The organism is Sphingomonas sp. Leaf339, from assembly GCF_001426195.1.
Taxonomy (GTDB): domain Bacteria; phylum Pseudomonadota; class Alphaproteobacteria; order Sphingomonadales; family Sphingomonadaceae; genus Sphingomonas.
On the sequence record NZ_LMRS01000001.1, the window covers coordinates 281,768 to 302,247 of the forward strand.

Annotated in this window: 19 protein-coding genes and 1 tRNA gene; 7 read left to right on the forward strand and 13 right to left on the reverse strand. The window is 57.4% G+C overall.

All coding sequences use genetic code 11. The features are described from left to right. Window positions 1–32 precede the first annotated feature (32 nt). Window positions 33–1,484 carry a T6SS phospholipase effector Tle1-like catalytic domain-containing protein gene (locus ASG67_RS01325; protein ID WP_056524207.1) on the reverse strand — a complete coding sequence of 484 codons (1,452 nt, stop codon included), beginning with the start codon at window positions 1,482–1,484 and terminating at the stop codon, window positions 33–35. Between the two features lie 931 nt (window positions 1,485–2,415). On the opposite strand from ASG67_RS01325, the gene ASG67_RS18155 reads away from it, so the two are divergent. Continuing rightward, window positions 2,416–2,826, forward strand: a complete 411-nt coding sequence (locus ASG67_RS18155; RefSeq protein WP_082543228.1) for a response regulator — start codon at window positions 2,416–2,418, stop codon at window positions 2,824–2,826. A 278-nt stretch (window positions 2,827–3,104) separates the two neighbouring features. Here the strand turns inward: ASG67_RS18155 and ASG67_RS01340 are convergent, their stop codons facing one another. The 5 genes from ASG67_RS01340 to ASG67_RS01345 all read right to left on the reverse strand — a co-directional run bounded on the left by ASG67_RS01340 (window position 3,105) and on the right by ASG67_RS01345 (window position 7,575). Beyond that, window positions 3,105–3,293, reverse strand: a complete 189-nt coding sequence (locus ASG67_RS01340) for a DUF6771 family protein (RefSeq protein ID WP_056524216.1) — start codon at window positions 3,291–3,293, stop codon at window positions 3,105–3,107. Between the two features lie 275 nt (window positions 3,294–3,568). Beyond that, window positions 3,569–4,147: a PEPxxWA-CTERM sorting domain-containing protein gene (locus ASG67_RS18160; RefSeq protein WP_082543229.1), complete on the reverse strand. Its 579-nt coding sequence runs from the start codon at window positions 4,145–4,147 to the stop codon at window positions 3,569–3,571. 259 nt (window positions 4,148–4,406) lie between these two features. Continuing rightward, window positions 4,407–5,186, reverse strand: coding sequence for a PEPxxWA-CTERM sorting domain-containing protein (locus ASG67_RS19320; protein WP_235534990.1), 780 nt, complete (start codon window positions 5,184–5,186; stop codon window positions 4,407–4,409). A gap of 718 nt (window positions 5,187–5,904) precedes the next feature. Next, window positions 5,905–6,594 carry a hypothetical protein gene (locus ASG67_RS18680; RefSeq protein ID WP_235534991.1) on the reverse strand — a complete coding sequence of 230 codons (690 nt, stop codon included), beginning with the start codon at window positions 6,592–6,594 and terminating at the stop codon, window positions 5,905–5,907. 438 nt (window positions 6,595–7,032) lie between these two features. After that, window positions 7,033–7,575: a recombinase family protein gene (locus tag ASG67_RS01345; RefSeq protein WP_056524220.1), complete on the reverse strand. Its 543-nt coding sequence runs from the start codon at window positions 7,573–7,575 to the stop codon at window positions 7,033–7,035. 355 nt (window positions 7,576–7,930) lie between these two features. On the opposite strand from ASG67_RS01345, the gene ASG67_RS18685 reads away from it, so the two are divergent. Both ASG67_RS18685 and ASG67_RS18170 read left to right on the forward strand, forming a co-directional pair. Further along, a complete protein-coding gene (locus ASG67_RS18685; RefSeq protein ID WP_156460594.1) occupies window positions 7,931–8,743 on the forward strand; it encodes a hypothetical protein in 813 nt (270 codons plus the stop codon). Then, entirely contained in the window at window positions 8,743–10,410 is a 1,668-nt protein-coding gene (locus ASG67_RS18170) for a GmrSD restriction endonuclease domain-containing protein (protein ID WP_082543231.1), read from the forward strand. Before ASG67_RS18685 ends, ASG67_RS18170 begins: the two co-directional genes overlap by 1 nt. A gap of 507 nt (window positions 10,411–10,917) precedes the next feature. Here the strand turns inward: ASG67_RS18170 and ASG67_RS18175 are convergent. Next, a complete protein-coding gene (locus ASG67_RS18175) occupies window positions 10,918–11,118 on the reverse strand; it encodes a helix-turn-helix transcriptional regulator (protein WP_082543232.1) in 201 nt (66 codons plus the stop codon). 260 nt (window positions 11,119–11,378) lie between these two features. On the opposite strand from ASG67_RS18175, the gene ASG67_RS01350 reads away from it, so the two are divergent. Then, window positions 11,379–12,512 carry a tyrosine-type recombinase/integrase gene (locus ASG67_RS01350; RefSeq protein WP_156460595.1) on the forward strand — a complete coding sequence of 378 codons (1,134 nt, stop codon included), beginning with the start codon at window positions 11,379–11,381 and terminating at the stop codon, window positions 12,510–12,512. Between the two features lie 108 nt (window positions 12,513–12,620). On the opposite strand, the gene ASG67_RS01355 is transcribed toward ASG67_RS01350, so the two are convergent. The 5 genes from ASG67_RS01355 to infA form a co-directional block, all read right to left on the reverse strand. Further along, window positions 12,621–12,696 (reverse strand) — tRNA-Phe (locus tag ASG67_RS01355). 30 nt (window positions 12,697–12,726) lie between these two features. Continuing rightward, entirely contained in the window at window positions 12,727–12,900 is a 174-nt protein-coding gene (locus ASG67_RS18180; protein WP_082543234.1) for a DNA gyrase inhibitor YacG, read from the reverse strand. Continuing rightward, on the reverse strand, window positions 12,900–13,844 hold the full coding sequence (locus tag ASG67_RS01360) for a hypothetical protein (RefSeq protein ID WP_056524225.1): 945 nt from the start codon (window positions 13,842–13,844) through the stop codon (window positions 12,900–12,902). Before ASG67_RS01360 ends, ASG67_RS18180 begins: the two co-directional genes overlap by 1 nt. After that, window positions 13,837–14,436, reverse strand: a complete 600-nt coding sequence (locus ASG67_RS01365) for a Maf family protein (RefSeq protein ID WP_235534992.1) — start codon at window positions 14,434–14,436, stop codon at window positions 13,837–13,839. The genes ASG67_RS01360 and ASG67_RS01365 overlap by 8 nt, the downstream gene beginning before the upstream one ends. Window positions 14,437–14,490: 54 nt before the next feature. After that, on the reverse strand, window positions 14,491–14,709 hold the full coding sequence (gene infA / locus ASG67_RS01370) for a translation initiation factor IF-1 (RefSeq protein WP_007403889.1): 219 nt from the start codon (window positions 14,707–14,709) through the stop codon (window positions 14,491–14,493). A 159-nt stretch (window positions 14,710–14,868) separates the two neighbouring features. On the opposite strand from infA, the gene ASG67_RS01375 reads away from it, so the two are divergent. Further along, on the forward strand, window positions 14,869–15,327 hold the full coding sequence (locus tag ASG67_RS01375; RefSeq protein ID WP_056524228.1) for a MaoC family dehydratase: 459 nt from the start codon (window positions 14,869–14,871) through the stop codon (window positions 15,325–15,327). A 99-nt stretch (window positions 15,328–15,426) separates the two neighbouring features. Then, a complete protein-coding gene (gene glmS, locus ASG67_RS01380; protein WP_056524233.1) occupies window positions 15,427–17,238 on the forward strand; it encodes a glutamine--fructose-6-phosphate transaminase (isomerizing) in 1,812 nt (603 codons plus the stop codon). A 50-nt stretch (window positions 17,239–17,288) separates the two neighbouring features. Here the strand turns inward: glmS and ASG67_RS01385 are convergent, their stop codons facing one another. Beyond that, the gene (locus ASG67_RS01385; protein WP_056524236.1) at window positions 17,289–19,232 is read right to left on the reverse strand and encodes an AI-2E family transporter; all 1,944 of its coding nucleotides are present in this window, start codon (window positions 19,230–19,232) and stop codon (window positions 17,289–17,291) included. Between the two features lie 107 nt (window positions 19,233–19,339). Between ASG67_RS01385 and ASG67_RS01390 the strand changes: the two genes are divergently transcribed. Further along, window positions 19,340–20,458 (forward strand): YihY/virulence factor BrkB family protein, encoded by a 1,119-nt coding sequence (locus ASG67_RS01390; RefSeq protein WP_082543236.1) that lies wholly within the window; start codon window positions 19,340–19,342, stop codon window positions 20,456–20,458. Window positions 20,459–20,480: the final 22 nt, after the last annotated feature.

A 20,480-nucleotide genomic window follows, 5' to 3' on the forward strand; every position in this document is an offset into this window, starting at 1 on the left:
CGACCCGTGCCGCGAGTCCGATCCGGGCGGTCTCAGCCTGCGTAATAACTGGCGACGGCCTTGTGGTCGCGCAGGCTGGCGGGGCGGTAGGGTTTCACTTCGCCCATTTGCGGCACGGGGCCGGCGGCGAAGCGATCGATGACGCTGGGGTGCAGCGGCGCGGCGGGATCGACCTGTCGCACCGTCCGGCGCCATGTCAGGCGGTCGCCGGTCAGACGGCGCAGCCATCGCGGCTGGCTGTCCAGCATCCGCTGCACTTCGTCATGCTGCAGGCCAGTGGCATCCGGGCTGGTGACCAGCAGGTCGGCGCGGATCTTCACGCTGCCAGCCATCGCGGTAGTGAACTCGTCGACCATCCAGCGGAGCGCGATGTCGGACAGGCGCGATTCGTCCTCCGCATAGCTGCCGCCGATGTCGGAGTGATTGCCGGCGAACCAGCGCGGTCGCAGCCAGTCGGTGCGGCCCTCCGCCGCATTCCGCCGCAAATCCTCGGGCTTTGCCCAGGGGACGTAGGGGAACCGCGTCCGCTCCTCGTCCAGCGATAAAGCGTGGCGCAGGTAGCGCACCTCGCGATCGACATATCGATCGTAATGTTTGCCGCTCCACCAGGCGAGGTGGCCGACGCGGATCGCGGCGATCCAGTCGAGCGGGTTCCACCACCGGATGCGCCGATTGGGATCGTCGAAGAAGTATTTGAACTGGTCCAACAGGATACGCAGCAGCCACAGCGCCGCCGCCGCCGGCACCAGGGCGGCCAGTATAGTGATCCACCGAGGAGCGATCGACCCGATCGCCATGGTCAGCCCGATCATCACCACGAAGCCCAGCGTCGCAATCAACGTGGCAGTGCGGCTGCCAAGCGCCGCTACCGTGTCAAAGACGCCGATGAAATAGGGCTGCACATTGCCCTGCTTCTCGCCATCGACACCGATGCCCTGCGAGCCATAGGTCGTGCGGAAGCGGTCGGCCTTCGTTTCGCGCTGTTGCTCATATTGCGCGCGCTTCGCGCCAGCACCGTGATTGTATACGTCCTTCACCGCCACGCTGGCGATGCGGCGCAGGGCGGGGCCATAACGTGGCACCGGCGCGCCGTCGGCGGTGCTCGTCGGCACGCCACACAGGTTCAGCACGTTCGCCAGCGCCCGGACAGTGTAGGCACCCCGGCTGAACCCGAACAGGCAGATGCGGTCGCCGGGACGGTAATGGGCGATGATCGCGGCGTAACAGTCGATCACATTCTCATCGATGCCGGTGCCGCCCGCCGCCGCCAGCATGTTATGAAGCCGGCGAAAGGTCAGCCCCCCGACCTCGCCCGCGCCCAGACCGGGATCGTAAAAGGCATATTGTTCATGCCAGCCGATTGGTGAATCGGGGCCGGGCCGCATCGCGCGATAGAGCTTGTAGATGTTGGACAGGCGCTGGTCCGGGCGCAGCCCGCCGATCTGGCCGGTGCCGTCTGAAAAGATGAGCACGTTCTTCGCCACGTCGGCTCCGCCCCCAATCCCCGACCATTGCCGTCGCGATCCGCGAGTCGGTGATGCTCAGGCGAGGGAGGATATGGGCCGGTGTGGCCTGCGTCTATGAAGAAGGCGTGGTGCCCGGAGACGGATTCGAACCGCCGACACTGCGATTTTCAGTCTCGCAAACCGGAATTACGAAACGTACCGAAAAGCTACAAAGCATAACGAAATAAGGGACTTAGGGTAGCGACGTTAAATTCTGACGTACCGAGCGATTACGAGAAATTACGACCAATTCCGTGCGCAATTACACAGGAATTACAACTCAGGGTCACGCAGCGCCACCCGACATAGCCTTCAACTGCCTCGTCTCTTTCATAAGCTGGTGCAGTTCCGTGCCGGCAGCCTCTGCTACCTTCCGCATCCCCGCTGGCGTACCGCAAGACGGCGAAGGTTCTAGGACGGTCGCTAGGACGAATAAAAGGGCGTTAGCTAGGTCGGGGCCATGTAGCACTGCCTCGACGGTGTACGGTGCCTTCCCGCCCGCCTCTGATACCGCCGCTGTCTGTATGGCGGCTATCAGCTTTTTTACACGGTCATCATCGGTGATGGCGGGCCATAGGGGGGTCGGTTGCATCAGGTTAGGGGTGCATGACGGTCTTTACCGGATCAAGGCTAAACCCTTTGCCGCCGCCGCCCCTGCATTTCGTTCTCACTTTGTTCTGTCCTACAGGTACTGGGTTCATATACATCGATGAATGAAGGAGTCGCGTCATGGTCATTCCAGATTCATCGTTGCTGCTAGCTGTAGCGGCAGTCATCACCAGCTTATCAAGCTTAGTGTGGGCATTCCGGCGGAAGGTATAACAGGGGCAATTCATCTAGGCAGGGCGAATGTTGTGGGTTTTTTCTAATGCACGGGCAACCCACGCTGGCCCCGCGTGGTTCTAGAACTATGGCAACATCAACCATTCCCTACGCTATTGTCGTTGAAGACGATCCGATCATCATGATGGAAACGACATACATTCTGGAAGATGCGGGCTTTCGTGTGCATGAGTCGTTCGATGGTGATGAAGCAATTGTTCATCTTGCCGAACATTGGGAAAATACCGTGCTGCTATTCTCAGACGTAGATATGCCGGGTTCGATAAACGGTTTTGCGCTGGCTCGTCACGTTGCCGAACATTGGCCTTTAATTGATATAGTCATCGCTTCCGGTCATGTCGTGCCAGCTTCTGGTGATATGCCGGACAAGGCTACGTTTATATTAAAACCGTTCAACCAGCGAATGGTGCACGACCATCTTCGCGAAATATTACCTGATGATAGAAAGCCGGAACCGCTGAAAACCGCTGTTGTTTAGCGTTAGTAACTAACCCCGTATCTTTGCCATCATCCGGTTCCACCCCCGATAAGGGCGGTCTGGATGAATTCGAGCGGTCGACGGTCGAATGGGCGACCCTCCTCTCTTATCGCACGATCATGGCCCTGCCAACGCCAGATCGATCCCCACCGCCAGACCAGCCCACTATTCAGGATAGCCTTGTGGCGACAGCGATTGTTTCTGCATTCCAGGTGCAGGTTGATGCCGGGGCGGGTGAAATCGTAGATTGTATCAAAGCGCTGATTCTTGCCCATGGGTCATAGGGGAAGGGGGAGTTGGCTACCGCCGTCCATTGGAAGGGCGTACAGGGAGTTATAGACGTGCGAAGCCACTTCATGTCGCGCTTCTTCACGAAGGCCCTGTTGTGGCATCGTTAGAGCCACCAGCGCCCACCCGGGCGCCTCTTCTATTAACTCCGCAATCCGCTCGACGGTGATGATGCCCATGTCCGACTCCTTGGTCCATAGTTAGAACAAAGAGCGAACATTGGGCAAGGGCGTTTGATTTCGCTGTTGGATTGGGCACGAAAAAGAGCCGCTGACTGGCGATCAGCGACCCATATCGATCCACACTGATAAAGGGGGGAAAATAGTGTGGTAGGCCTAATAACGACAGTCTCGCTTACCGGTTCCATACCACGCGGCTACCGGAACGAAAAAGGGACGCTGACCTTTCGATCAGCGACCCTTCCTTACCCACGCCCGCAAACGAGGGAGTTAAATCAGGCGTAGCGAACTGTAGAATGACGACGACGATAGCGAGCCGCGCCACCAACCATGCCAAAGCCGACCATCATCATTGCCCAAGTGGCGGGCTCGGGGACGGCGCCAACCGTTGCGTTCGATGCCTCAACGCGTAGCCCGCTTGGTTGATTAAGTATGCTGTTGCTCAAATTGAATCGCAATGTATAGTTCGAACCGGCAATGGTATTTGCGACCTGCGAAAGGGTATCATAGCTACCAGCGGTTGTTCCTTGAAAAACAAGGATGCCGTTTCCTCCAAACGCATTCGAACCAGAGCCTGCGCGCGTCAGCGTAAAGTCGGCGCCATTTGTCGATATAATGCTTGAACCCATATTGTTCAGGAAAAGACCAAACGATAGGATTTGAAAGTTACCGGGCACTTGGTATCCAGCGAACGAAACCGTAGAAGTGGATGCGTTCGCAGTAAAGGTAAGGCCGTAGAATGTATTGGTCTGGGCCGGGACATTCACGATATCAAGAAGCGTTGCAGCCGATACCGTCGTGGGTGCCATAACCGCCGAACCAAGCAACGCCGAAACCAATGCGATATTCTTCATTTTCCACCCCTTTCGAAGCAAGAACGCTCCGTTGCGGCGTGGCTTAACCTAACGCAATTAAATAGAAAGTCGGAATGATCGCAGTAGAAACCATTTTCGTTCCAAATTGGCAAAATGGGACGCTGCGTATCCTTTGACGGGATTCTGTGTCGGGCTTCACGGGGTAGCAGCTAACCATGCTGCGATCATCACGCGAAAAGGGCCGCTGACCTTTCGATCAGCGACCCTTCCTCACCTACACCCGATCGGAGTCCAATCCTCAGGCGTAAGCGACTCTCGGCTGGCGGCGGCGGTAACGCGACGCAGCACCAATCATGCCGAACCCAACGAGCATCATCGCCCAAGTCGTCGGCTCGGGGACGGCGGCGACAGCTTGGGTTGTGAACTGAGTGACATACCCAAAGGTGCTGGCTGTTCCGTTGCCCGTGGTGCCGTTGGAGAGGAACAGGCTGGATGTGCCATCACCAAGAAGGTCCTGACCATCAAGCGTTGTCCCTGCTCGATTGCTTCCTCCGAAGCTTGTTAGATCGAGCAACAAATTACCCATCGATGAATCATAGACGAACGGATTTGTGAAACTGAAAAATACGTCGAAGTCCTTGGTGACTCCATTCGTACTTCCAGCACCCGAGGAATATGTAACGTCGCTCCGTGGTACAACATTTACAACGTTCGAACCGACGTTCGTCGCGAAGTTGGTACTCAGTCCATCGGCCCGTGCGCTCGTTGTGGAAAGGGCTATCTGCAAACCTTGAGTTGTGCGTGTAAACGCTGTCCCCGGACCGCCAAAAATGCCACCGAAGTTAGCGTTATTTGCGCGAAAGGCGAGGCCAGTTAGTGTGATCGGGCCGCTTGCGAACTGATCCGCATTAAAAACTTGCTGCATTCGAGCCACGTTGATGAAGCCAAGGACGTTTCGGCTGCCACTGTTCCCTTCAACCGCATCGAGGCCTACCGGAATAACGACGGTAGCAGCATTTACAGGGCTAGCCGCGATCAAGGCTGCCGCAAGCGTTCCGAGAGAGACAATCCGCTTCATGAATGCACACCTTTGTTCCGTGGATCGACGCACCGCCGCCCGGACGAAAGCTACGTCGGCGATAGGAAAAAGGCTTCATTCAAATCAGATAAGATAGCTTTCTTTGTCTCTTTTTGGGATGACAATGTCAGGGCGGCAGGGTCTTTTGAGGCCTATCTTCTCTTCACCTTAGATAAGGGTCGCTAAACAGCCAAGAGAGTGCTGCCACAGTCTTTCAACGATATGACGAGCCGTAGCGGGGTGTAGTCCGAATCCCGCAATCTCGAAAATCTGAGCGTTGGATTTGCTACCACCCCTGTGAATTTAGGTTTTTAATATCTAAATCAGAGCCAAACGAGTGGTTCCATCGTCCTATTCGCCCAAAACTAGATCAATCAGGATGCTGGCTCTTTTGACTGATTTATAAATAGGATCATCTAGTTGTTATTTGAATGATAAAGAGGTGATTCATTTTAATGATAATCTTGTGATAAAGGTAACCGAAGGTATCTATTCGTCAGTAAAGGTGATTATAAATAAAAATAAAAATCTATTAATATTAGAATGTATAAGTTTAATCATATTGATATAAGAGTTAATATAATTAAATGTTATTTAACTTATATCTTCATAAGACATAACTTTGACAAGGTGTGGCTTTCGCCGCACCCTGCCGTAAAGTGCCTAAATCTGGTTAGCCGGTCAATCTATTCGATGGGCACGCTGTAGTGCCAGATATTCAAACATTGGTTGACTCGGTTAGGATCGCGTCCTGACCGTCTTTAAGTATGTATGAGACGCCGCCGCCCCGGTATTCCTCAATCTCGAAACGCTCTTTAGCCCACTGTGACTTAGACCAACACGTTTCGAATATATCTTTGAACTTTTCAATAGTAACATTATCTGGCCGTTTAAGGCAAGCATGGATGTGCCAAAGCCCACCATAGCTTTTTTCCACCACGGATAGGTTAGGAAGCCTTTGACGGTTTTTTCGCCATTTTCGCTTTCTATATAGCCGCCTGCTCACAGCCGATAGCTGACCTTTCATTACCCGGTCATATATCAATGGGCAACCTTTTATAAATCCACCCGCTGAACTACTTATACCTTGTTTGAGGGTAAGTGTTATGAAGGTATTTGGCTTTAGACGATCTTCGTATTCTTTAATAGTTTGTGCGTTTATCTTCATTTTATATACTTCTAAACCAGACTTGTTGGCCCTTCTTCTCGGTATTACTTGTTGTTTTATGGCATCTGGCGCCGCTTTATTGGCATGACGGCGGAATATTGTCCACCGTTGTTGTGATCGGGGTGTGAGGTCATGCTGATTTTGGGTCGTCAGGGAATGGTTACCCCAGAGCAAAGTCACGTAATTATCTAGGACTTCGCCTTTCCAGCATGAGTTGCATGGAAGGGCGGGCGTTGGCATGGTTCGCCTGCTTGCTCGAACAAGGGAGCAGGCGGGGCTTCGTAACCCCTTTGACACGTCGTCTGGTCGAGTTTTCTCGGCCGGGTGGCTGTCGTCATGTCCAAGGCTCACGCCCAGAGGGGCAATATGTCGTCTGGATGCGATATCGGGCCAGGAACGGCTTTGGCGGTTACACAGGAGGATACGCGGCAGGCCGATTAAGCGTTATCGCAAAAAATGTCTGTCGAGTAATCGACTTAAAGATTGACCAGTAGTTATCTGCAACATTCAACAAAAATACATCACTGAACCGATGCAGTATTAAAGATACCCTTTATTTACCCTAGCAACGGGAAACCATGGCTTTTTAACTTAACTGACCACCATGGTAGCCAAGGTAGCAAACAACGCTGTACGGTCTTCTACGGGCGTTTTAGAGGGTAATCTCCCAAAGTGATATCAGGTGCTTTCAAGCGCCCGATAAACGCTCGCCCGACCAATCCCCAGCTTTGCAGCGATATCGACGGGACGAACCCCTTCTGCCTTGAGGGCGCGGACTGCCCCCACGTCCACGGTTGGCGTCCGTCCTTTATACCGTCCCTCAGCCTTAGCCTTGGCGATCCCTTCCATCTGGCGGTCCTTACGGATTGCTGTCTCGAATTGAGCGAAGACCCCCAGCATCTGTAGGAACGCGACCCCAGCGGGAGTGGACGTGTCGATCGGTTGGTCCACCGCCTTAAGGAAGGCACCCTTGGCCTTGATGGTAGCAACGATAGTTTCGAGGTCCGCCACGGATCGGGCAAGCCGGTCGATGCGGCAAACAATAAGGGTGTCACCTTCACGGATGAATTCGAGGGCATCGGCTAGCGCCTTGCGCTGATCCGTCGTGGTGCCGCTCTCCTTCTCCGCAAACAGCTTCTCGCATCCGGCGGCGCGAAGCGCATCCTGTTGCACTGCCAGCGACTGCCCCGACGACGATACTCTTGCGTAACCCACCAGCATAACGACTCCGTCTCAATAGACTTTAGACTATTCGAGTCATACGTCTCATTTGAGAGGAGTCAACCCTAGTGAGACGCCAATAACGTCTCACTGGATCGTCTCAGACAGGTATACCCATTAAAGAAAACATCGACCAAGAGGGCGTAGGGCTCAGCCAAATGTGAAACTGGTAGGGATAAGCGGACAACGCTTATTCGTTTACGACAACGTCAAATATGACATCCGTGGGGAGCATTTCACGCGCCTTGCCATTATGACAAACTAAAGGCCTACCTGAGAAGACAACCTACCTCGTCTCGACAAAACCCTCACGCCAACGGTACACCTATGTATGATAGATAGGGATGGGCGGCGAATGGCTTCACCGAGTGACTCAAGCGTTGACGGCGAAACAACTAATTGGAAAGCCTCACTCACAGCCTTCGTCATCGCCACCCTAGGGTTCATAGGGGCGGGCCTAAGTACAAAAATTACCACGCCTTGGATACAAAATACTGTCGTAGCATTAATGACTACGATTATATCCACAGCATTATTACAACTTATTTTTGAGTTAATTCTGCGTAGAAATGTCTATAGGGAAATGTTTAAATTAGCGGGAATAAGTAGAAATTTAGCTTCCCAACAATTTAAAAGCGCAGGCAAGCTTCGTTCTTTAGACTGGAGCGAAGTATATACGTCAAAATCAGAGATATTTTTCTTATTAACGGATTTACAGCCTTGGGTTGATCAACATATAAATAGCTTACTTGAAAATGGCCGTAATAGGCCTATAAATATAACGTTTTTTGTATGCGACACAAATGCTGCATATAGTGCGCAGGTGGCAGATTCCCTCTCAATGGATGCAAATTCCTATTTAGTCGCTGTAAAGCATGCAATAGAGCGCATTGAGCGAACGTGGAAAGCCCTTAAAAGTAGTGGCAACTTAGTTAAAGCTAGTACAATTTCAATTCGATTACTAGATAACCGCCCTCTTTATTCTTTAGTGACGTGCGATGACGTTACTGTGCTTGTGCTTCCTGCTGTTACCGGCCGCGTAGGGGCGGATACCGAGTATTTTTATCTGCATAGTGGTGATCGAAGCTTTTACCCGTCGAGTTGGTTCCGTGAGCAACTATCTCGACTAGAAGGCCTACCCATTAGCTTTGAAGATAGGATCGCATAATGCGCTATTCTAATACCTCCGTCGAGCAATTCCATTTGGGACGCTTAGTTGATGGCATCGCTACTGGGAAAATTGGTATCCCAGAATTTCAACGTGATTTCGATTGGAATGAGACAGATGTTCGATCGCTACTGGCAACAGTTTTTGCGGGATGGCCGGCAGGAAGCCTTCTACTGTTAGAGGGACAAAGTGATTTATTCATGATGAGAGCGATGGATGCCGCGCCGCCGCTTTCAAAAGTGATGTTTGGCGTATTAGATGGTCAGCAACGTCTAACTTCACTTTATCAATCTTTATATGGAACCGGTGAATCGCTATTCGCTATCAAATGGGATTTGGCTATTGATCAGGATATTGAGGAAGGCATTATTTCAGTTCGCCGTCGACTATGGGATCGTCACTACGGGTCTCTAGAAAATCAAATAAAAGAACGCATTATTCCTATTTCCGCGTTAAAATCTCCTACTGCATTTTTTACTTGGAGAGACGATCTACTATCAAAAGTTCTAGAGCCGAATAAAGCGAGTGAGTTAAAATCACTTATAACAAATCTTTATACATATAGGCTAAGTGCTATTCACGATTATGAGTTTCCTGTTGTAAAATTAGATCAAGAAATAGAACCGTCGGCTATCGCTCGGATATTTGAGAAGGTCAATAAAACGGGTCTTACGTTGAATACCTTTGACTTGTTAGTCGCAAAGTCGTTTGACGCTAGTTGGAATCTCAGAGATAGGTGGATCAGCGTTCGAGAGCAATCGGTGGAATTGAACTCATTCTTTGGGGATGACGGTTTGCCACTTTTGCAAGCAATTGCGTTGTTGCACTCAAATGATTTGCGGCAGGCCGCAGTTTTAGATTTGCCGAAGCACGTTATTCAAAGAGAATGGGACGGAGTTGCGTTTGCGGCTTCTACTATCGTCTCATTTCTTCGAGCAAATTGCGGCGTTTTACGTCGAGACTTTATGCCCTATCTGAATCTGTTGCCCCCATTCATCGCGCTCGCAGCCAGAGGCAAGCTGAATACAAATCCGGACTTATTTAAGAACTGGTTTTGGCAAGCGGGATTTTCCGGCGCATATGAGGCCGCCGCCAATACGAGAATGATTTCCCATTTTAAGGCAGTTCAAAATGGTGCAACCCGGGCGATTGAGATTGAGGGTGAATTAAGAATAATCGACTTCTCAGCGGTCTCTAGAAAGTCTCGCCGCGCGTTATGGGCGACTATTAATTGCGCATACATTATGGAAATGGAAGACGTTGTAGGTGCGTCTCTTCCGGATGATGCTGTTTACGATTTCGAGCCTTCGACTCTGTATTCGTTACAGGAGATTGAGGAGGCGCAGCAGCCCGTGTTTCTTGACGGGCCGGAATCTGAATTCAGAGGAGCGTTAAATACCATAATTGTACCTCGAAGGCTTGCGAACCTGACGAGAAAACTGGATTCCGATCAAACTATTGATATTGCGTCCCGTGGTGATTTTGGTCAATTTGTTCAACCTCAAACGCCATTTCCATTTGGAGCACTTCCGGACTGGGACAATTTTAGAGCGGCTCGATCCGTTTGGTTAACGTCTTTTATGGAAAAGAAGGGAATGAAGGGGCTAAATGTAGTCGTCTACAATCAACATCTTGATGATGGATGGATGATTAAGACAATTGATTAATAATTGGCTTCAGTTGGGCGGCATTTCGTTGAAACGTTTAGAATAGCCGTTGAACGAATAAGCCGACGAAAGAGCGCAGCGACCCCTCACTGGCAGTGAGGGGTCCGAACCTGACCTACTGAACTCGTTTGGCAGATTTCTCCTGCCAAAAGAATGCTTATCGACCTTCCGCAGCCCGTCGCCTATCGATGGCTTGCAAGCTGGCGATGATAGCCGCAATGGCGACGGGATCGATAGCGCCGGTATTCCGACATTGCCTTGGCAGAGGGCGAACCGGACGCAAATGGCAGGAGTAGGATGAATAGGCGTCTACCTGTTTAAATGCTGCTCTCGGACCTAGGCCACAATAGATGCAATTTATGCAGTGATTTTTATATGGTCTTTATATTTTGACAAACTAATTCCGTTATATTGGCTGTGCTAAGTGGAGGCCGATTTAATATTATATGTCCCCGAGGCTTACTAACTTACATACGTAAGAATCCAATTTATTAAAGTCTTTTGCGCTCATTTGTTGATGATGACAGCATTCAATGCTTCTACCCGGTAGAATCGCCTTCCTCCAACCTTTATGCTTGCTGGACCGACGCCCTTTCGGTGCCAATCAGCCATCGTTGAGGCTGACACACCTAGATAACTGGCAGCCTCCTGCCGGGTCAGTCGTCCGAGTTCGCCGCCGCTTGCTGCGCTTAAGGTGATCTTCGGCATACCTCGTATCTCACTTCTTAAAGCACCGGCAACGATCTGCCGAGCATATAGCGTCAGATACGCCCGAACTTTCAATAATCAATGGCCCTTAGCGTGATATCACACCCCCTACGATTGATAAGTTCTAACGTACTATACTAGTTGAAAGCACTTGTTTTTACTATGGCATGTAAAGAAACTGCGAACAAAACAGATGGTATGGGGTGTTGACTCAGTCCGAGTCGTTGGAATACTGGGCTGCCTCCATTGAGGACTCGGTTATGTCGTTACGTTTTGCTAAACTTACCCGCCCTGCCATCCGAGCGCTGCCAATTGGCGGCAAGATTAATGAACACGGTATTACGGCAACAAAATTAGCCAACAGCGATATCAGCTACAGCATCAATGTGATGGTAGATGGCGAGCGTATCCACCGCACTGTAGGGAAAGAAAGTGAGCGGATCACCCGCGAGCAAGCTAGCAATCTCATTGAAACCTTGCGAACGCGCGCGCGGGAAGGAAGGCTATCACTCCCAAAGGGCCGGAAGATTTCCCAGTCATTTGCAACGATCGCAAATGACTACATTGAGCGGCTTGGCTCTGAGCAGGGTAATGGGATAGCCCGTAAGCGTCAGCATATTGCATCCCGGCTCATTCCGGCATTTGGGGCAGTTCGCATCGACGCGATTTCCGAAGCCAACATCAAAGCGTTCATTGTCAGCCGGAGAAAGGATGGTGCTCGCGATTCAACCATAAATCGCGAACTCGCTACCCTATCTCACCTTTTCCGCTCCGCTACGCGATGGAAATGGGTTGAAGGGGGCAAAGTCCCCACCTTTGGACGCCTGAAAGAGGGTGTGGGGCGCATAATCGCCCTATCACCCCATGAATGCGACAGGCTTATCGCGGCCGCTCTAGAGGACCAAGACCCCGACCTCTGGCTGTTCGTCATGATCTGCCTCCAAACGTCGATGCGACACGGCGAGGCCAGACGGCTTCGCTGGGAGCACTACGACGCTCATAGAAGGCGATTCTACATTCCAGAGGCCAAAGCTGGTGAACGCGAGCAACCGGTGCCAGCGGCGCTTGCTGCCGCCTTGGAGAAGGTCATGGCACAGACCGGTTCGTCACAGGGCTTCCTGTTTGCAGGGGGACCGGGGAGCAGCACCGGTTACCGCCATACCTTCCGTAAGGCATTTTGCCGGGCTGTATGCCGTGCAGGGTTAGACCCTCAAAAAATCACGCCCCACGTCATGCGACACACAGCCATCACGAAACTGGTGAAAGCGGGGGTCGACTTACCAACGGTGCAAAAAGTGAGCGGCCATAAAACGCTCTCGATGGTACTGCGATACGCCCACGTCGACGGATTACACATCGATCGCGCCGTCGATCACCTTAGCCTCGCTCAGTAGGGTATCGAATCAATTCGCACGGTGTAAGTGCGCGATTACACCAAAATTACACCACGGCCCGGCACTTCTATATACGAAGGGGCTAAGTCATTGATTTTAGAAGTAAAATGGTGCCCGGAGACGGATTCGAACCGCCGACACTGCGATTTTCAGTCGCATGCTCTACCAACTGAGCTATCCGGGCTTGTCCGACCGTGCGATCGGAAGCGCGTCCCTAGTCGTGCTCCTCGGGGTTGTCCAGCCCCTCCGGTGCGGCCGGACCGCCCGGTATGCGATAGCCTTCGCCCAGCCATTGCAGCAGGTCGCGGTCGCGGTGGCGGGCGGAGCAGAACGGGCGATAGGCGGGGTCGGTCGCTTCGCCGCAGATCGGGCAGGTCGGTTTGGCCATCAATATTCCCATTCCATCACGACACCCGTTCGCCGGGCGAGTTCCGTCAGCCAGTCCGGCCGGGCCGTCAGCCGGGCATGGACCGCCGCCGATACGCGCTGGCGGCGCGGGCCGCCGGGGGGTGTCCGTTCGATCTGCCGCAACAGCGCGCGGGCGGCGGCGCCGACCGGATCGGCGCGCAACCGTTCGGGGAGCGAGGCGCGCGGGCGCGGCCGGATGATCTGCAGGAAGCCGAAGCCGTTCATCGCGGTGCGCTCGAACGGCGGCGGCAACGCGGCGTCGATCGCCATCGCGACGGCGTGACGGCCCGCCTTGCCCTCGACGGTGGGGAAATCGATGCCGATCGATCCGCCGATCGCGTGCCGACGGATCGCCGCCGCCACGACGGGCGCGGAGGCGAGGGCAAGGGCATCGGCCGGCGGCGCGCCATCGACGTCAAACAGCGTCATCGCCGGGGTCGGCGTCATGCGGAGCGTGCCGCCGGTGAAATCGATGTCGCCAGTGCGCGCTTCCTCCAACACTTCCGACCAGCCGGCCTGTTCGAGCAGATCGGGTTCGTGGGCGCGCAGGGTGCGGACCGGATGGCCGGTCGCGTGGAGGCGGGCGAGCAGGTCTGGGCCGGGGGTGGGGGCGTCGTCGGTGGGGATCGCCTTGGCGGGTTTAAGCCGGCCGGCTTCCCACATCTGTTCGCGGGTGATCGTGACGGTCAGCGCGGACCCTTGCGTGATCCCCAGTGGCAGCGTTCCGACCAGCGCCTCGCCGCCGCCGTCGAGCGTCACGCGACCACGGCGGACGGGGATCAGCTCGACCAGCCGCGCGCGATGGATCGCGCCGACCAGCGGGCCGGTATCGTCGATTTCGACCAGTGCCTCGACGATGCGGCCGTCATCGACTAGCGCGGCGCGCGCCTCGCCGATGCCGGCTTCGTAGAGCCATTCAGGCAAGCGGCAGGCCGGCGGTCTTCAACAGGGCGCGGGTTTCGAACAGCGGCAGGCCGACTACGCCCGAATGGCTGCCAGACAGGAAACGGACGAACGCCTCGGCCCGGCCCTGGATGGCATAGCCGCCCGCCTTGCCCAGCCCCTCGCCACACGCGACATATTCGTCGATCTCGGCCGGGGTCAACGGTTTGAACGCGACGATGGTGTCGGCGAGGCGGGTGCGTTCCTTGCCGGTGCGGTCGATCACGCAGACCGCCGACAGCGCATGGTGGCGACGGCCCGAAAGCAGTGCGAGCAACCGGCGCTGTACCGTCTCGGTATCGGCGGGGGGCAGGATGCGGCGGCCGACCGCAATGGTGGTGTCCCCGGCGATCACGATCTCGTCCGCCGCCCGGTCGACCGCTCGTGCCTTTTCGACCGCGAGGCGCAGCGCATACACGCGTGGCACCTCGGCGGGGAGCGGCGTCTCGTCGATATCGGGGGCGGCAACGCGCGCGGGTACGACGCCGATACGCGCGAGCAGATCGCGGCGGCGGGGAGAGGAAGAGGCGAGGACCAGATTGACGGTATCGCCCATCATCGAACCGGGGGTCATCGAACGGGGTGCCTCGCGGACAACGACATCACAGGGGACATCCCGCGAAACGGCTTACTTGAACCGATACGTGATCCGTCCCTTGGTCAGATCGTACGGGGTCAGTTCGACCAGCACCTCGTCACCGACGAGCACACGGATGCGGTTCTTGCGCATCTTGCCGGCCGTGTGACCGAGGATCTCGTGATCGTTCTCGAGCTGCACGCGGAACATCGCGTTGGGGAGCAATTCCACCACGCGGCCGCGCATTTCGAGCAGTTCTTCCTTGGCCAAACAAAATCCTCAACTTGTCGTGAAAGCGCGCCGCCTTAGCGGAGCGGCGCACGAAAGGGAAGGTGGGAAGCCTGGCACGACGTCACAAGGTCGTGGCCACGGTTTTGATCGTCGCCCGGCCTGCCCTACAGCGGGACGATATGTCGAGGGGAGAGACCGATGGCGGGCTTGTGGTTCGAAGAGTTCATGATCGGGCAACGCTTCGTCCATGAGGTGCGGCGTACGGTCACCGACATGGACAACATGCTGTTTTCGTCGCTGACCTATAACCCCGCGCCGATCCATATCGACCACCATTATGCCGCGACGACCGAACATGGCCGGCCGCTGGTGAATTCGCTGTTCACGCTGGGGCTGGTGATCGGCCTGTCGGTGCAGGACACGACGATGGGGACGACGGTCGCCAATCTGGGGATGTCCGAGACGACCTTCCCCAACCCGGTGTTCGCAGGCGATACGATCAGAAGCGAGACCGAGGTGAAGGCGCTGCGCCCGTCCGCCTCGCGACCGGGTCAGGGGATCGTGACGTTCGAGCATGTCGGCCTGAACCAGCGCGACGAGCCGGTGTGCCGTACGTTGCGCGCGGCGCTGATGATGGCGCGTCCCGCCACTGCATAGGTCCTCCAAGGTTCCATATTGGTGCCGTTGTGCGGGTCACGCGGCGCTGCCATGGCGCGCCCGATCCTTTCTTCCTGCCCTGTCCCGGAGATCGCCCGCATGTGCGGTATCGTTGCCTTCGTCGCCGATCATTCCATCGAGGAGCGCACCGTCCACGCGCTCGAGAAGCTGGAATATCGCGGTTATGATTCGTTCGGCTTCGCCTTTGCGGGCGATGACGGGTTCGAGATCGTGCGCGGCGTCGGGCCGTTGTCGGAATCGACGGCGCGGCTGATCGCGGGCGGGCTGCCGGCGACGGGGACGGCGATCGCCCACACCCGCTGGGCGACGCATGGCAAGGTGTCGGTACCCAACGCGCATCCGCACCGCTCGTTCGACGGCAAGTTCGCGGTCGTCCACAATGGCGTCATCGAGAATTATCTGGAGCTGAAGCGCGACCTGACCGCTGGTGGCGTCGTCTTCGCATCAGAGACGGATACCGAGGTGATCGCGCATCTGCTCGCCCGGCATTATGCGGCGGGCGGCGATCTGGATGCGGCATTGTTCGCGACGCTGGGCGAATTGTCGGGTGAGTTCGGGCTCGCGATCACCTGCGTCGATCGGCCGGGCCTGTTGATCGGCGTGCGGCGGCTTAGCCCCATCGCGGTCGGCATCGCCGATGGCGCGGGATACATCTGTTCGGACCCGGTCGCGGTCGCCGGGCAGGAGGGGTGGATCACCTATCTGGAGGAGGACGAGATCACGTTCGTCACGCACGACGCGGTACGCGTCGTGTCGTTCGCCACGCCCGATTTCCCGGAACGCACGCCGGAGCGCCTGCCACTCGATACCGTCGCGGAGGCGTCCGACCTGGGCGCGTGGCCGCATTACATGATCAAGGAGATCAACGAGGCGGCCGACGCGGTCCGTAACGTCGCGGCCATGTCGCACGAGACGTTCGCCCCCGCCGTGGAACGGCTGGCGGAGAGCGACATCGCGCTCGTCGGGGCGGGCAGCTCGCATTATGTCTGCATGCTCGGCCAGTATTTCTTCCACCAGATCGCCGGCCGCCGCGCGACCTGCCATTCCGCCGACGAGTTCATGAACCTCGCCCGGCTGGATGCGGACAGCACGTTGCTCTCGATCTCGCAGTCGGGGGAAACCTACGACACGCTCCGGGTGATGGAATATGCGCAAGCCGATGGCGCGAAGCTGGTGTCGGTGAACAACGTCGCCGGATCGACCGCCCAGCGTATGTCGGACTTTCCGATCCTGCAGGGCGCGGGGCGCGAGGTGTGCGTGCTGTCGACCAAGTCGGTCGTCAGCCAAACGGCGATCGCCTGGCGCCTCGCCGCCGAACTGGCCGCCAACGGTCAACCGGCGGATATGGGGGAGCTGACTGCACTGGCCACGCAGCTGGACCTGCTGGTCCAGGAACTGTCGCCGACTATCCGCGATGTCGCCGAACGCTATCGTTGGATCGAGCACTGGTTCTTCCTGGGGCGCGGCATCCACTGGCCGGTGGCGGCGGAATCGGCGCTGAAGTTCAAGGAGGTGTCGTACATCCATGCCGAGGCGATGCCGGCGGGCTTCCTAAAGCACGGCACCATTTCATTGATCGACGAGAAGTTCTTCACGGTCGCCTTCATCCCCAACGCGCAGCACGATCCCGAGTCCTTCGCGCATGTCGTGTCCAGCCTGCACGAGATCGCGGCGCGGGGCGGCAACATCATCGGCTTCGGCCATGATCTGCCGTCGACGTTCCCGGAAGGGTTGCTGGAAGCGTATATCGAGCTGCCCAGCGTATCGAAGTTCATGGACCCGATCATCCAGCTCGTGGCGGGCGAGTTGTTCGCCTATCACGGCGCGGTGAAGCTGGGCCGCAACATCGACCGGCCGCGTGCGCTGGCAAAGGCCGTGACGGTTCGCTGATCGGGGTAACCCACCTGTTCCCCGGCCTCGACCGGGGAACAGTCAGGGCTTCAGGCTGCCGCCTGCTCCACCGGCCGCCCGGCAAAGGCCAGCGCCTCCTCCACCGCGGCCCCCAGCGTGCCGACATAGATGTCCGCGCCCAGCGCGCGTTGAATCTGCTCGTCAGTCAGTGCGGCCTCACCCTCTGGCCACAGGCCGACCATGATCTGCGCGCCCGGCGCATCGCGGCGCAGGCGGCGGACCAGATAGCGCAGATGGCTGGGGCTGCCACCGATCTCCAGATAGGACAGGCAGATCAGTTTCGTGCCGGTGTAATCGACCCGTTCCGACGCATCGCGACTTACCGCCGCATGGGTTATCCGGCGCACGCCAAAGCCGCGATTGCCAAGCAACTGTGCCATCATCGCCGTCACCGCATCGTCCAGCACGCCGCGCCCGGCGATGCACATGATCGTGTTCTCGGCCCGCCAGTCATCGGGGGCGACGGGCATCGGATCGGTGGCGGTTTCCTCGATCGACCGGCTGCCCTGCGGCATCGGGTTGAGCGATCGGTTCGGCACGGCGGTGGCGGTTGCACCGTTATCGACATGCGTTTCCAGTTCGTCGATCACCGTCAGCATCGATCTGACGATGCGCCGCGCGCCGTCCTGATCGATCGCCCCGCGGCGGGTGTCCTCCGCCGCCAGTTTCAGCCCGCCAAGCGCTACGACGTCGTAATAGGCGGTGATCGACCGGTCCTCCAGTAACGCCTCCGCCTGCTCCAGTGCTTCCTCGGGATCGGAGGCAAGCATCCGTTGATAGAAGCTCTCGACCGGTGTCAGCGCCGGCTGGTCGCCCAGCAGGATGTCGATGAACTCCATCGCCGGCACGTGACGACCGAGCACGACGAGGCACAGCGTCAGCGGCATCGACAGGACGAGGCCGACCGGCCCCCATATCCACGTCCAGAACACCGCCGCGACCACCACCGACAACGGTGAAAGGCCGGTGGAATGGCCGTACAGCAGCGGCTCGACGACATAGCCGACCAGCGGCTCGACCACCGCGAATAGAACCGCGACCGAGATCATCATGCCCCAGCCGGGATCGACACCCGCCGCCAGCGCCAGCGGCAGGGCCGCACCGAGCAATGCACCGATATACGGCACGAAGCGCAGGATACCGGCGAGGATGCCCCATAGTGCCGGCACCGGCACGCCGATCGCCCACAGGCCGATCGCGATGACGGTACCGAAACTGGCATTCACCGCCAGTTGCGACAGGAAATACTTGCTCAGGCGGACCCCCGCATCGTCCATCGCCAGCGTCGTCCGGTGGAGGTCCGACGATCCGAACACGCGGATCAGCCGATCGCGCAGATCCTCCTTCTGCATCAGGATGAAGATCGCAACGACCAGGACGATGACGAACGTCTCGAACGGCGCCAGCACCGGCGTCAGGATCGATCCGGCCATCGACAGCGCGTCAGGTTCCGTCTCGGCGATGCGGACCGGCACCGGCTCGCGGCCCCGGCCGGCCAGGATACGTTCGGTGTTGGTGCGCGGCGGGCCGGTGACGGCGGGGGCCGGGCCAGCGCGATCCTGCGCGAAGAATGCGACCCGGCTGGCGGCGAATTTCTTGGTGTTGTCGATCTTGTTTTCGATCGTGCGGGCATAGCCGGGGGCGTCATCGGCCAGCGAGGCGGCCTGCATGCCGACGATCGTACCGATCCCGCCGAGGATGCCGAGTGCGACCAGCACCGATACCATCACCGCCAGCCCCTTGGGCGCGCGCCAGCGACGGAGCAGCGACACGATCGGCGACAGCACGAACGACAACAGGATCGCCAGCGTGATCGGGATCAGCACATCCTTGGCAAAGAACAGCCCGGCGATCACGACGACACCGACGGCGAGGCCCAACAGGCCGGACATGCCCGGCACCTGGGCCGGTGTGACCTGCGCCGGCGCCGGACGGCGTGTGATGTTGACCAGCTTGCGGTCGGCGGTATCCACGCGGCGTTCCCCTTGTTGTGCAGCCGTAACGTGTCGTTGGCTGCTTGTGTCCGGAACGACGGCCTGCCTGCGCTCGTTCGGGTAATTAAATCAAAAGGGCGAACGACATGGCCGATATATCGGCGACGAATACCAACATCGGCAACACGGCGCGCAGTCCCTTTGCAATCCCGCCCGCCGGCTGGAAACAACTGCTGTTGCGCACATGGAAAGAGGCGTGCGACGACAATATCGGGCTGATCGCGGCGGGTGTCGCCTTCTACGCCTTCCTGTCAATCGTACCGCTGCTGGGCGCGATCGTGCTGATCTATGGCATCGTCGCCAATCCATCGACGGTAAACGCGAACGTCGCCGCGCTGACCGGGGTGATGCCGCGTCAGGTGGCCGAATTGATCGGCCAGCAATTGTTGCAGGTCGTCACCACATCGGCCGATGCGAAGGGATGGGGGCTGCTCTTCGCGCTCGCCATCGCGTTGTACGGGGCGATGAACGGCGCGGGCGCGGTCATCACCGCGCTCAACATCGCATATGAGGAGCATGAGGATCGCGGCTTCGTGACACAGAAGCTGCTGGCGTTGGCTGTCACGGTCGGGGCGGTGATGGTCGTGCTGGGGGCGATGCTGTCGGTCGCGGCGATGGCGTTCCTCGATTCCCTGATCCCCGGTGCGCCGCGCATCGTGCTGACGCTGTTGCGGTTATTGTCCTATGTGATCCTGGCCGGCATCGGCGCGGCGGCGGCGGCGACGCTGTATCGTTATGGCCCGGACCGGCGCCATGCGAGGTGGGTGTGGCTGACCCCGGGATCGCTGGGGGCGACGCTGATCTGGCTAGCGATGACCGTGGGCTTCGGCTTCTATGTCGCCAATTTCGGCAGTTACGATGCGACGTATGGATCGCTGGGGGCGATCGTCGTGATGCTGACGTGGCTGTCGCTGTCGGCTTATGTCTTCTTGCTCGGCGCCGAACTGAATGCGGAGCTTGAGCGTCAGACCGAGATGGATACGACGGTCGGCGCCGACCGCCCCGTCGGTCAACGGGGCGCGGCCGCCGCCGACAGCCGGCGCCTCACGCCAGCCGCTGAACCCGCACCCGTTGTAGAAGTGCCGGCGCGGATCGCGCTGGTGCCGACTGTGATCGCCGCGATCGGCCTGGCCACCGGCCGTCGCCACAAATTACTGGGTACGGCGCTGATGGGCACCGCCTATGCGCTGACCAGACGGCGCTGACCCGGCACACTTGTGCGACAAA

Excerpts from the sequence above, each read along its gene's own strand:
- ASG67_RS18175 (WP_082543232.1), bottom strand. The coding sequence starts at position 11,118 with ATGCCGAAGATCACCTTAAGCGCAGCAAGCGGCGGCGAACTCGGACGA.
- ASG67_RS01375 (WP_056524228.1), top strand. The coding sequence starts at position 14,869 with ATGGCGGGCTTGTGGTTCGAAGAGTTCATGATCGGGCAACGCTTCGTC.
- ASG67_RS18170 (WP_082543231.1), top strand. The coding sequence starts at position 8,743 with ATGCGCTATTCTAATACCTCCGTCGAGCAATTCCATTTGGGACGCTTA.
- glmS (WP_056524233.1), top strand. The coding sequence starts at position 15,427 with ATGTGCGGTATCGTTGCCTTCGTCGCCGATCATTCCATCGAGGAGCGC.
- ASG67_RS01390 (WP_082543236.1), top strand. The coding sequence starts at position 19,340 with ATGGCCGATATATCGGCGACGAATACCAACATCGGCAACACGGCGCGC.
- ASG67_RS01340 (WP_056524216.1), bottom strand. The coding sequence starts at position 3,293 with ATGGGCATCATCACCGTCGAGCGGATTGCGGAGTTAATAGAAGAGGCG.
- ASG67_RS18180 (WP_082543234.1), bottom strand. The coding sequence starts at position 12,900 with ATGGCCAAACCGACCTGCCCGATCTGCGGCGAAGCGACCGACCCCGCC.
- ASG67_RS18680 (WP_235534991.1), bottom strand. The coding sequence starts at position 6,594 with ATGCCAACGCCCGCCCTTCCATGCAACTCATGCTGGAAAGGCGAAGTC.
- ASG67_RS18155 (WP_082543228.1), top strand. The coding sequence starts at position 2,416 with ATGGCAACATCAACCATTCCCTACGCTATTGTCGTTGAAGACGATCCG.
- ASG67_RS18685 (WP_156460594.1), top strand. The coding sequence starts at position 7,931 with ATGGCTTCACCGAGTGACTCAAGCGTTGACGGCGAAACAACTAATTGG.
- ASG67_RS01350 (WP_156460595.1), top strand. The coding sequence starts at position 11,379 with ATGTCGTTACGTTTTGCTAAACTTACCCGCCCTGCCATCCGAGCGCTG.
- ASG67_RS01345 (WP_056524220.1), bottom strand. The coding sequence starts at position 7,575 with ATGCTGGTGGGTTACGCAAGAGTATCGTCGTCGGGGCAGTCGCTGGCA.
- ASG67_RS19320 (WP_235534990.1), bottom strand. The coding sequence starts at position 5,186 with ATGAAGCGGATTGTCTCTCTCGGAACGCTTGCGGCAGCCTTGATCGCG.
- ASG67_RS01365 (WP_235534992.1), bottom strand. The coding sequence starts at position 14,436 with ATGACCCCCGGTTCGATGATGGGCGATACCGTCAATCTGGTCCTCGCC.
- ASG67_RS18160 (WP_082543229.1), bottom strand. The coding sequence starts at position 4,147 with ATGAAGAATATCGCATTGGTTTCGGCGTTGCTTGGTTCGGCGGTTATG.